This window comes from Thermodesulfovibrionales bacterium (genome assembly GCA_035622735.1).
GTDB lineage: Bacteria > Nitrospirota > Thermodesulfovibrionia > Thermodesulfovibrionales > UBA9159 > DASPUT01.
In genome coordinates this window covers 1-10,594 of sequence record DASPUT010000146.1, presented here as the reverse complement: position 1 = coordinate 10,594, position 10,594 = coordinate 1, and the positions used below count along the sequence as shown (strand labels likewise).

The following is a 10,594-nucleotide window of genomic DNA, read 5'->3' as shown; positions in this document are numbered from 1 at the left end:
TTCTCTCCCGCTCTTGAGATTCGTTTCATGAATCTCGCGGAGTGAGCTGTCAAGTTCGGAGAGGATGCCTGATCTCGCTGTCACGAGAGAGTCGAGCCGCGAAAAGCTGAAACCGGGCCTCGAAATGACGACGAAATCGGTGATGGCCATCAGTCTTTCCGGTTGATACCACGCCGGAATATCGAGAAATGAATCGATGCCGACAATGAGAGAAAGTTTCTTATCGGGATAGAGCTTCGTGAGGGCTTCAATCGTCTCGACGGTATATGACTTTTCCGGTTTTCTCCATTCTATGTCCGAGACCTCGAAGAATGGATTCGTCGCGACGGCAAGTCTCGTCATTTCGAATCGGTCCGCGGCCGGCGCCAGGTCTCCGCTTTTCAGAGGAGGATTTAAAGAGGGCACAAAGAGTATCTTCTGGAGACTCAGCTTCTCCCTCACTTCCTCGGCAGCCCTGAGGTGTCCGTAGTGGAGAGGATTGAAGGTACCCCCGAAAACGCCGATCTTCTTATGAGAGCGCTTTTTCACCGGATATGAGGACCGCATCATCGAGTATCTTATCCTTCATCTTCCTGAAACCCGCAGCGGAGAGCCACGACCTGATCTCCCGCCTCGCATAGCATCTTCCGGCAGTCGTATTCACGAGCATGTTGACCGAAAAGAGCGCGCTCTGGGACGGACGCGTCCTGTCATCCGTGATGAAAAATTCCTGAATGACTACCCTGCCCCCCGGGCGCAAGGCATTGCGGGCTTTTTCGATGACCAGGAAACACTCATCCTCCGAACAAGCGTGGAGCACCTGGCTGATGAATACGAGGTCGTATCCGAAGCCGATGTCATCGGAAAGGAAATCCCCCTCGGCAAACCCGACATGCCTCAGTCCTGATTGCTCTACGATCGCTCGCGCTATCTCTATCGTCTCGGGTCTGTCATAGAGCGTGACCGAGACACCGTGCTTTGCCATCTCGATGGCGTAGGTCCCGGGACCTCCGCCGAGATCAAGGGCCCTCTTCACACCTTTCATGTTTATGGCCCTGATTACGTTCCGGGCCTTCAGCGATGCGAGGTTATGCATCCCTTTGATGAAGGAGCCTTGGTCGTGCGCGGCATGATACGGTTCGCCTGTCTTCAATACCTTATCGAGGCCTGACCAGTTCTTCCAGAGGATGTCGGCGTGGCGCATGATGTCTCCCTGATAGAGGGGACTCCCCTTGACGAGGAAGCGGCTTGCCATGGCAGCGTTCCTGTATCTCCCGGCGGTCTTCTTCAAGAGTCCTAATCCCGTCAAGGCATCGAGGAGTATCTCTGTTGCCCTCCTGTCCGTTCTTAGGAGAGCGGCAATATCCTCGGCCTTCCTCGCGGATTTCAGGTGATCAAAAACCCCGAAGTTGTTCGCGGTCAATAACACCCTCGCTGACTGGAAGCCGCCCCAAAGACCCCGCAGCATCTTTGCTTCCTCAGGAATGCCAGGCATTACCCTATCCCCATCTTTTTCAGCGCCTCATCTCCTGAACCTTTCGGCGCAGGCGCATCCTCCGGAAGGTAGAGCATCACACCGCCCTTTACCGGCCTTATGACGATCTTTCCTTCCTGGGCCAACCGGTTCGTCACTTCGATGGGGTTTTCACCGTCGTAGTATTTCTTGAAGGCCTCATTGAATCCCGAGAAGACCGTGTGAATCCCCTTGTACCCTTCCTTCCTCAGACTGATGATCGCCTTTTTCACAAACTCCTCATACCCTAATTTTTCCGTCATGACACCCTCCTTTCCGTATAACGGCAAAATGTACGTCTGATTTCCATCGTGGACCGTCTATGCAAAGCCTTCCTCGCCACTCACCATGCCCTCGAGATCGCCCAATGATTCGGCCATTCTACACTCCGGGAGCGATTTCAGAAACCGGACACCGTACCGCCTTCTCCTGATTCTCGGGTCGAGAATCGCGACGATCCCCCGGTCCGTCTTTGTTCTCACGAGCCTCCCGAAGCCCTGTTTGAGGAGAATCGCGGCCTGCGGTATCTGATAATGATAAAAGGGATCCCTGCCGTCTCTCATGAGGGCCTCAATCCTTGCTTCGATAACGGGTTGGTCCGGGACGGCGAAGGGCAGCTTCGTTATGATGACACACCGGAGATCGTCTCCGGGGATATCAATCCCCTGCCAGAAGGTGTAGGTTCCGAACAGGACGGAATGGCTGTCACTCTTGAATTCCCTGACCAGCCGGTAACTGTCCCTGTCGCCCTGTTTGAGTATCCGGAGGCCCGGAATCGAAACAGCGTCGTAAGTCCTTGTCATAAGACCGTGGCTCGTAAAGAGCACGAGGGTCCTGCCCATCGTAACTCTCAGGATATCTCTTATATGGTCTATCAGTTCATCCTCGAATTCGTCGGTACCCGGTTCACTGACATGATCGGCGATGTAGAGCGCAACCTGCTCATGATAGGCAAAGGGAGACTGGAGGAGGAGGGTCCTGGCACCGCTCAAACCGAGACGTTCCTTGATGTAATCGAAGTCACCACTCGTCGCAAGGGTTGCCGATGTCAGGACAGCCCTTGGGAGGACATCGAAGACCTGTGATTTGAGAATAGACGCGACATCGATGGGGGTTGCAGCGAGTCTCACCCTCTTGCCCTCTCTCTCCGCCCAGTAGACATGGCATTCGAGTTCCTGTTCAAGGATGAGCCTCAGTGACAGCGCAAGGGCCTCGCCCCGCAGGGCAAGGGCTGTTATCTCCCTTTCCTCTTCATCGTCTTCAGCGGTTTGAAGGAGGGGGGCGAGCGCCTCCGCGAGGTCCGTGAGGTGTTCCGAGAGGCTATTCTCCATGAAATCCTTCCCGGTGATCCTCAAGGTTGAGGAGTCCTTCAGCCTTTCAGAGAGTTCATGGAAGAAGACCTCTCCCCGCATCCTGATGAGATCGATCCTATCCTTCATTTCACGATGCGTCCCGGACGGTATCCATCTGAGCCGTGAAAGCAGACCCTTCCCCTGCTGGCCTAGCAGTGAATCGAGAAAGTGCCTGAGTCCGGAAAGCGAAACCTCTACTCCCAAGTAATTCGACGCCACATCCTCAAGTTCATGGGCCTCGTCAAAGACAACGGTATCGAAAGGGGGGATTACGTTCCATCCGGAAGCAACATTCGCAAAGAAGAGGTGATGGTTCGTAACAAGGATATGAGCTTTCCTTTCGACGGATTTGGCCTCCTGATAGAAACAGACGGCAAACTTCTTGCATTCCTTCCCGTAACAGATGTCGCTCTCCCTGCAGACCCGCTTCCAGACCGAATGCGGCAGGTCGATTTCCGACCGCGTCCCCGTGTCTGTCTTCTTCACCCATTTGAGCAGTGCCTGAATTGTCTTCCTTTCATCCATTTCGAACAGACCGTGGGTCTTGGCCTGGTCGAGCCTCCTGAGGCATATGTAGTTTTCACTGCCGAGACAGAGCGCGAACCGCAGCCCTCTGAAAATGTGGTCTCTCAGGAAGGGCAACTCCGTATCGACGAGCTGTCTCTGGAGCGTCTTGGTGTAAGTCGAGACGACAGCCCTTCTCCGTCCTGAACCGTCAGTTCCGTCGCCGTCCAGCACCCGCTCAATAAGCGGGATGAGATAGGCAAGGCTCTTCCCCACCCCGGTGCCGGCTTCGACGATCAGGTGTTCGGCGGCTTCGAGGGCATGTGAGACAGCCCCGGCCATCTCTTCCTGCTCGATACGGGCTTCATAAGCAGGAAGAAGCCCCGAAAGGACGCCGATCTCTCCGAAAAATTTATTCAGGGGAATCCTCCGGCAAAAGGTTCATGACCCTCGGTGTCTGAACTACCTGCTCCAGTATCGGAATTTCCTCGGCTCCCGTGACACCCAGCTCTTTAAACTTCCTGACGGAAGGCAATACCCTAGATTCCATGGAACCGATTATTCTGTTATATGAATCCATCGATTTCCCGATCGCGGAACCCAGCTCGTCAAAATATCTCGCCAACGTTCTCATTCTCTCATACAATTCTTTGCCCAACAGGCTTATCTCCTGTGCATTTTTTGTAATCTGTTCCTGCCGCCAGCCATAGGCAATGGCCCTGAGCAAGGCTATGAAAGTAGTCGGCGTGGCGATGATGACCCGCTTTTCGATGCCGTCCTCAATCAAGGTAGTATCTGTTTCAAGGGCCGCGCTCAAGAAAGACTCGCCCGGAATAAAGAGTACCACGAACTCAGGGGACTTTCCGAATTGGCTCCAGTAGTCCTTTGAGCCGAGTTTCATCATGTGCGTCCTCACCTGCTGAGCATGTCTCTCCATCTTTGACTTTCTCTGATCCTCCGACGAGTCGGAAACGGCATCGAGATATGCTTCGAGGGATACCTTCGAATCGACTACGATCTCCCTGTCCATCGGGAGGTGCACGACCATGTCCGGTCTTATTCTGCCCTTTTCCGTATCCAGGGAATACTGCTCGGTAAAATCGCAGTGCATGGACATGCCCGAAAGCTCAGCGACCCTTCTCAACTGCATCTCGCCCCAGCGACCGCGAACCTGGGGTTTTCTCAACGCGGAGACGAGATTGCTTGTTTCTTTCTGGAGGTTTTCATGGGTCACTACCAGCGCCCTCAGTTGCTCCCCGAGACTTCCGTATGCCTTATGCCTGCTCTCTTCGATAGCCTTTATCTGCTCCTCATATCTCTTCAGCGTCTCGGCTAACGGTTTTATCATGCCGTCCATTGCAGCCTGATGTTCTCCGAGTCTGCCCTTCGTTTCAGCCACGACCTTGCCGAGATGTTCCGAAGCGAGTGTCAGGAAACTCTTGTTGCTGCTATCCAGTGCCGCTTTTGATAGTGCATTAAAGGTGTCGGTCATCTCTTTCTTCATCGCATCGATCATCGCCTTCTGCTCTTCAAAACCCTGTCGAGCTGCCTCGAGTTTTGTGAGCGCCTCGACCTTGGATTGTTTTTCTCTATCCAGTTCAGCCCTTGTCTGTTCCAGCGACGTTTCCCTTTTATCCATCTGCTGTCTCAGTTCGTTGTTCACAGCCTCGGCTGAACCCGCCCGCCTTTCGAGTTCGGCAATCTGGTCTGCGTCCTTCTTCTGCTGTCGGGAAGTGGCGACCAGCCAAGCCAAAACCGCTCCTGCGATTAAGCTGATGATAATGATACCGATGGTCATCATGCGACCACCTCCGGAACCATCATCCACGCAACAGACCAGTGGCCTTCGGATCTCTTCATACAGAGGATCCCTCCCATTTTGAAATCAATCACACCCTTTTCTTTCTTTCCGCCGAGGAGCAGTGACGCGAGGATCTCCAGATGGGGCAAATGCCCTACGAGAACTACGTCCTCGTTAATCTGAAGGATCCTCCTCTGCCAGACCTCAGGGTCGTCCATGGGCGCGAGCCCGTCTGCCTCTGTTATGCCCTTTGGAGGCATCAGATATTCGGCGAGAACCCGCGCAGTCTCAAGAGCCCTTGTCTTGCCGCTGTGGAATATCCGGATTGTCCGCATGTCGAGTTTCCCGAGGTAAGCGGCGACTTTCCGAATGTCCTCGGATCCCTTTTCGGTGAGCCCCCGTGCAGGGTCTTCCGTCTCCCGTTTTGCCTCTGCATGTTGAACGAGGTAGAGCAACACGTCACGCCCCGCGCAACCCGAATTCGAAATTATGAGATCTTCTCATATACCCAAACCCTTCCTCCGTCCCTTGCTTCCTCAACCCTCTTCACAAGACGTTTTTTCTGGAGATTCAAGAGCCTCGTTCCGCTGGTATTCGCCTCGATCTCGAGGGCATCGGCCAGATCTTTGGCCGTTATGCTCATGTTTTCCATAACGAACCGGAGGGTCTCCCTGAGGTAGTTATTCAGCCTTCCGAGGAGCATCTCCCTTCCGTTTCTCATCCGGGCCATGACGGAGAGTTCTTTCCTCTCGAGGGCGACTTCGATGTTCTCCTTCTGATTATCATTGAGACCGGTGAGGACAATATACCGATCGCCATATTCATCGCTCAAGAGCCTCGACAGCAGTTTGGCCACGACCTCATCGGCACAGGAGTAATCGATGATGCCTATCTTCGAGAAGTCGAGTGCAATGACGGCTCCCTCTTCTTCTTTTTCGAGTTCGCATTCGATGCGTTTCCGTATCGCCTGCCCCGACGGCCTTGTGACAAGGTCCGATGAACCGTTTTTGAGTTCCTCCTTGAGGAGTCTGTATAGATTGTAACGTGTCACAGCTATTTCTTGTTCTTCAATTGATTCAATTGAAGCATAAAAAAACGATCTTGTCAAGAAGATTCCGGGGGATCGCGTTTTACGGAATTTTCGGATTTCGGGCAGCATGATATGGATCTGGGCGCCGGGGAAATAGGTCAGGTTCTCTTCGGTCTTCTTTCCCCTTGACCATCGCGGGATTATCGAGAGCTTCGCCGTTCCCGATCGGATCGAGAGCCTGCCGTTCCATTCATTGACAAAGCGTCTCACCGCGTTCAGACCATGCCCTCTCCCCGCGTCGGCAAATCGCGAAGCGCCATGGAGCAGTCCCTTTTCGATGGCATCAAGGTCATTCTTCAGCGGGAACCTCTGCGACAGAGATTTCCTGAAGCCTATCCCGATATCCATGACAGCGATTTCGACGACGTTCTTGTCCATATTTTGGAAGTGGTACTTTTGTATGCCTACAAACCCCTTGGTCTCGCTGTGCTCGACAATATTCTGGCAGACTTCTGAAAGCGCGACGACAAAACCGCCGATTGCCCTTTCGCCGTAGTGAAGATGTTTCGCCAGGATCGCGCGGCCCCGTTCTTTTACCTTGCCGACGATAAAGTGGATGTCGTCCGATTTCTCTATCGGTGTGATCTCGAGGAGGACATCGGAATACGAGCTTCTCAGGTATTTGCCGGCTATCCCCGGTAGGGAGGGTTCGAGAGTAAAGTAATCAGCGGCGAATTTGAAAAAATCCATTCTCTCGAGATACTTAAGGACTTCTTCCGATTCGGGCAGGAAAATTGTCTTCCGGATGCCTTCCGACCTGAGGAGGTCTCCCGTTTCAAGGATACCGGTCATGCCGAAGGGATCAGCGAAGGTGACGGCATGAAGATCAATGAGCGATGATTCGTTCGCCGACTGGAGAAACTGTTCAAAGGTATCTTCTGTTATAACGATCACGACCAAACCTCAGGGGATCAGGAATTGTGTCATGTAAACGGCGACCGGAAGGGTGACGAAGGAGAGGGCGGTCGTCACGACAATGATGAGGGATGTGAGCGATAGATCGAGTTTAAATCGTTCAGCTATCAGGAGCGATAGTACCATTACAGGCATCGCTCCTTCCAGGAAGCAGGCGGCAAGCGGTTCTCCCCGAATCCCGAGTGACCGCGCCGTCATATATGCTATGAGAGGTGTCACGGCGAGCTTCATGATGACGGCAGGCATGATCACGAAGGCATGATTCACTTTGGGGACGATAAGGGCAAGGCCGATACTGAAGACCATGAGAGGAACGACCATGTCGCCGAGCAGGGCGAGTGTCTTGAAAAGAAAGGCTGGGAGCTGAATCTCCATGAGCCTCAGGACGAGTCCTCCGAGAATGGCCCAGACCGGCGGCAGAGAAGCGATTGTTCTCACGGATTCCGACAACTTCATCTTCTTGCCCTCTCCGTAGCGGGAGGCCATCGGCGCTCCGAGAAGCCATAGTATCGGCGTTGTCGCAAGGAGATCATAGAAGAGCGCATACCGTGCGGCATCGGGTCCGTAGAGTCCGGTGAGGACAGGAAGACCGAGATACGTGGTGTTGCCGAAGGCAGAGGCGATGAGCAGGGCCCCTTTTTCGGACGGTTTCATCGGCATTTTTTTCTCAAGGAAAGAGTATATCCCAAGAGAAAGCACGAGGGTAAAGAGGAGCGTAGCTGCCGCTGTCAGCGGAATGAGCGTCGTTTGGAGGTCGATAGACGCACTATACACGATCTTCAGGCAGAGGGCCGGCAGGAACATGTTGAGCACGAGAAGATTAATCGACGCCCTCACGAGGTCAGGGGCTATGCTTCCGAACCGCAGGAACCTGAAGACGACGCCTGCCAGGATAATCAGACCGAAGGGAAGGAGTATGTCGAGCATCCGGTCAGGTCTCTGAATAGCCCTCTGCTATCTCCGTCCGAACAAGCGCGAGTATGGCCGAGTGGGGGACAATGAGATATTTCTTCCCCTCAAACTCTATCTCGACCGCCGCGTCTTTCAGAAAGATAGCATAATCTCCCTCAGCAGCCTGGAGGGGAATATACTTCAGATCGAGCCTCCTCTGAGAAGACCAGGGTTCCTCAACTACCACGTTCGGGTCGTGCACGGGATAGCCCGGTCCCACTTTGACGACCTGTCCCCCGACCACTTTCTCTTTCTCCTTTACCGTTGCGGGGAGATACAGGCCCGACCCGGTCTTGTCCGTTCTCTCGTCAGGATTTATGAGCACTCGGTCGCCGATAATGATAAGACTCTTCTTTGCCTTCATAGGGGTATTCTAAAATATTTCTCCTCCTTTTATCTTCTAGAAGTGACGGTCTCTAGGCTTCCCTTCGCTCGTGGACAATTCCGCATCCTTCGCCCTCATGGCAATAGCCCGCCGTTTCGGGTAATATAAGGTTATGGCTAAGGTGTATTTTTCATCGGCGAGAGTGACGAAGTGGAAATACGAAGACAGCATGCCCGGGAAACTCGAAAGGCTTCTGAAAGAGGCGAGGCTGTCAGGCTATTTCAGCCCGAAGGAGTGGGTCGCGATAAAGACCCATTTTGGTTCGGAAGGCGCTCATCGGATCGTCAGGCCTGTGTTCCTGAGGAAGGTTGTCGAGGCATTACGGAACATCGGCGCAAAACCCTTTGTTACCGATACCGTACGGATTAAGGGCCTCGACTATCTCGATGTCGCAAACGAGAATGGCATCAACCACCTCTCGGTAGGTGCTCCCGTTGTCATCGCGGACGGCCTTTATGGAAAAGACAGCATCATGGTGAAGGCCGGCGAGATCCTCGGCGAGATAGCCGTTGCGTCGCTCATATACGATGTTCCCGGCATGGTCGTCTGCAGCCACGTCAAGGGGCACATAAACGCGGGGTACGGAGGCGCCATCAAGAATGTCGCCATGGGTGGTGTCAGTTCCGCCCATCGCACCTGCGGCTGGAAGTGCGGAAGGGGAGCCATGCACACGATAGGAGAGGGTAAGCTCTTCTGGGACGAGGAGAAATGCGAGATGTGTTACCAGTGCTCTGAGATATGTCCCCTCGGGGCGATTACCTTTAATGAAGAAGATGACCTCGTCTGGGACGGTGACACGTGCTGGCGCTGCGGAAGGTGTGAACGGGTATGTCAGTCGGAGGCGCTTACCCTGCCGGGGGACGATGAGCGGTTCATGCGCTCCCTTGCCGAGGCAGCGAAGACGGTCCTGTCTACCTTTGAACCGCAAAAGGTGGTCTACATCAATTTTCTCAGCGAGATACAGCCTGAATGCGACTGTATGCCCATTGCAGATGTCCCGGTGATTCAGGACCAGGGCATTCTTCTGTCGGACGACATCGTCTCGATAGAACAGGCGAGCATAGATATGTTGCAGACCGCATCTCCTCTCCCTGAATCGGCCGCCTCTCAAGAGGGGATCAGCCGGGGCGACGATATTCTCTTCGCCCTCAGCAAGAAGCCTTACATCATACAGGTTGAAGAGGCGGAGAGGCTTGGCCTCGGTTCAAGGGCTTACGAGCTGATAGAGATATAAGAAAAAAAGAGCTGCTGTCCGTGGGTGCTGAACAGCAGCTTCGGGGAGGTAACAACGTAATACTATTTTTATTCTACAGGAATATCTTTTTTTGTCAAGCGGAAAATTTAGGCTACCTATAAAATAAAACTTTAGTTCTCATCTTTAGTCTTTCGGCTTCTCATTGACTTTTTTCGTGCGGATGTTCTTAAATATCAGGATGCGTAGACCGTGCCTGGCAGCCAATTGGAAGATGAATAAGACGATACCGGAGGCTTTGGAGTTTGTCCATTCCTTCCTGCCTTCTGTTTCCGGCATCCATGATGCCGATATCGTCTTAGCTCCGCCCTTCACGCCGCTTTTTGCGATCGCAGAAAAGCTGGCGGGGACCGAGGTGAAGCTCGCGGCCCAAAATGTCTTCTACGAAGAGAAGGGCGCCTTCACCGGTGAGGTCTCGCCTGTCATGCTGCGGGATGCAGGCTGTGAATACGTCATCGTCGGCCATTCCGAGAGAAGGCAGTACTTTCACGAATCGGACGAAATTATCAATAGGAAAATAAAGGCCTCCCTGAAAAGCGGACTCCGCGTAATTTTCTGTATCGGTGAATCCCTGAGTGAGCGGGAGACAGGGAAGACCTTTGAAGTATTGGCCGGTCAGATACGAAACGGCCTCAGGGATGTTGACGGAGAAGGGCTCATCGTTGCTTACGAACCGGTCTGGGCGATCGGTACGGGCAAGACCGCCACGCCCGAACAGGCACAGGAAGCGCACAGCTACATCAGGTCCAGGTTGAGGGAAGTCTTCGCCGGCCGTGCCGATACGATACGGATACTCTACGGAGGCAGCGTTACGCCGGAAAACATCGACCGTCTCATGGCCTGTCCGGATGT

Annotated in this window: 11 protein-coding genes; 2 read left to right on the top strand and 9 right to left on the bottom strand. The window is 53.6% G+C overall.

Annotated features, from left to right (window positions below; genetic code table 11):
- The 9 genes from nadD to VEI96_07795 all read right to left on the bottom strand — a co-directional run.
- Positions 1–528, bottom strand: a 528-nt coding sequence (gene nadD / locus VEI96_07835) for a nicotinate-nucleotide adenylyltransferase (GenBank protein HXX57897.1), incomplete at its 3' end; no start/stop codon positions are given.
- Complete coding sequence (locus VEI96_07830; GenBank protein HXX57896.1) at positions 509–1,474, bottom strand: methyltransferase; 966 nt, start codon at positions 1,472–1,474, stop codon at positions 509–511. The genes nadD and VEI96_07830, both read right to left, overlap by 20 nt.
- The gene (locus VEI96_07825) at positions 1,474–1,755 is read right to left on the bottom strand and encodes a hypothetical protein (protein ID HXX57895.1); all 282 of its coding nucleotides are present in this window, start codon (positions 1,753–1,755) and stop codon (positions 1,474–1,476) included. The genes VEI96_07830 and VEI96_07825 overlap by 1 nt, the downstream gene beginning before the upstream one ends.
- A gap of 57 nt (positions 1,756–1,812) precedes the next feature.
- The gene (locus VEI96_07820) at positions 1,813–3,690 is read right to left on the bottom strand and encodes a helicase C-terminal domain-containing protein (GenBank protein HXX57894.1); all 1,878 of its coding nucleotides are present in this window, start codon (positions 3,688–3,690) and stop codon (positions 1,813–1,815) included.
- A gap of 70 nt (positions 3,691–3,760) precedes the next feature.
- Positions 3,761–5,149, bottom strand: coding sequence for a DNA recombination protein RmuC (gene rmuC / locus VEI96_07815; protein ID HXX57893.1), 1,389 nt, complete (start codon positions 5,147–5,149; stop codon positions 3,761–3,763).
- Positions 5,146–5,607, bottom strand: coding sequence for a phosphohistidine phosphatase SixA (sixA, locus tag VEI96_07810; protein ID HXX57892.1), 462 nt, complete (start codon positions 5,605–5,607; stop codon positions 5,146–5,148). Before sixA ends, rmuC begins: the two co-directional genes overlap by 4 nt.
- A gap of 29 nt (positions 5,608–5,636) precedes the next feature.
- On the bottom strand, positions 5,637–7,133 hold the full coding sequence (locus VEI96_07805; GenBank protein HXX57891.1) for an ATP-binding protein: 1,497 nt from the start codon (positions 7,131–7,133) through the stop codon (positions 5,637–5,639).
- Between the two features lie 9 nt (positions 7,134–7,142).
- Complete coding sequence (locus tag VEI96_07800; protein ID HXX57890.1) at positions 7,143–8,081, bottom strand: AEC family transporter; 939 nt, start codon at positions 8,079–8,081, stop codon at positions 7,143–7,145.
- Between the two features lie 4 nt (positions 8,082–8,085).
- Positions 8,086–8,469 carry a co-chaperone GroES family protein gene (locus tag VEI96_07795; protein ID HXX57889.1) on the bottom strand — a complete coding sequence of 128 codons (384 nt, stop codon included), beginning with the start codon at positions 8,467–8,469 and terminating at the stop codon, positions 8,086–8,088.
- Positions 8,470–8,602: 133 nt separating this feature from the next.
- Here VEI96_07795 and VEI96_07790 point away from each other — a divergent pair, with 133 nt between their 5' ends.
- A complete protein-coding gene (locus tag VEI96_07790; GenBank protein ID HXX57888.1) occupies positions 8,603–9,724 on the top strand; it encodes a DUF362 domain-containing protein in 1,122 nt (373 codons plus the stop codon).
- A gap of 232 nt (positions 9,725–9,956) precedes the next feature.
- Positions 9,957–10,594 (top strand): triose-phosphate isomerase (gene tpiA / locus VEI96_07785; protein ID HXX57887.1); only part of this gene is annotated, 638 nt, incomplete at its 3' end.

What these genes read in the sequence shown, in the direction of transcription:
- VEI96_07830 (HXX57896.1), bottom strand. Translation starts at nt 1,474, where the DNA reads ATGCCTGGCATTCCTGAGGAAGCAAAGATGCTGCGGGGTCTTTGGGGC.
- VEI96_07825 (HXX57895.1), bottom strand. Translation starts at nt 1,755, where the DNA reads ATGACGGAAAAATTAGGGTATGAGGAGTTTGTGAAAAAGGCGATCATC.
- VEI96_07820 (HXX57894.1), bottom strand. Translation starts at nt 3,690, where the DNA reads ATGGCCGGGGCTGTCTCACATGCCCTCGAAGCCGCCGAACACCTGATC.
- rmuC (HXX57893.1), bottom strand. Translation starts at nt 5,149, where the DNA reads ATGATGACCATCGGTATCATTATCATCAGCTTAATCGCAGGAGCGGTT.
- VEI96_07800 (HXX57890.1), bottom strand. Translation starts at nt 8,081, where the DNA reads ATGCTCGACATACTCCTTCCCTTCGGTCTGATTATCCTGGCAGGCGTC.
- VEI96_07795 (HXX57889.1), bottom strand. Translation starts at nt 8,469, where the DNA reads ATGAAGGCAAAGAAGAGTCTTATCATTATCGGCGACCGAGTGCTCATA.
- VEI96_07790 (HXX57888.1), top strand. Translation starts at nt 8,603, where the DNA reads ATGGCTAAGGTGTATTTTTCATCGGCGAGAGTGACGAAGTGGAAATAC.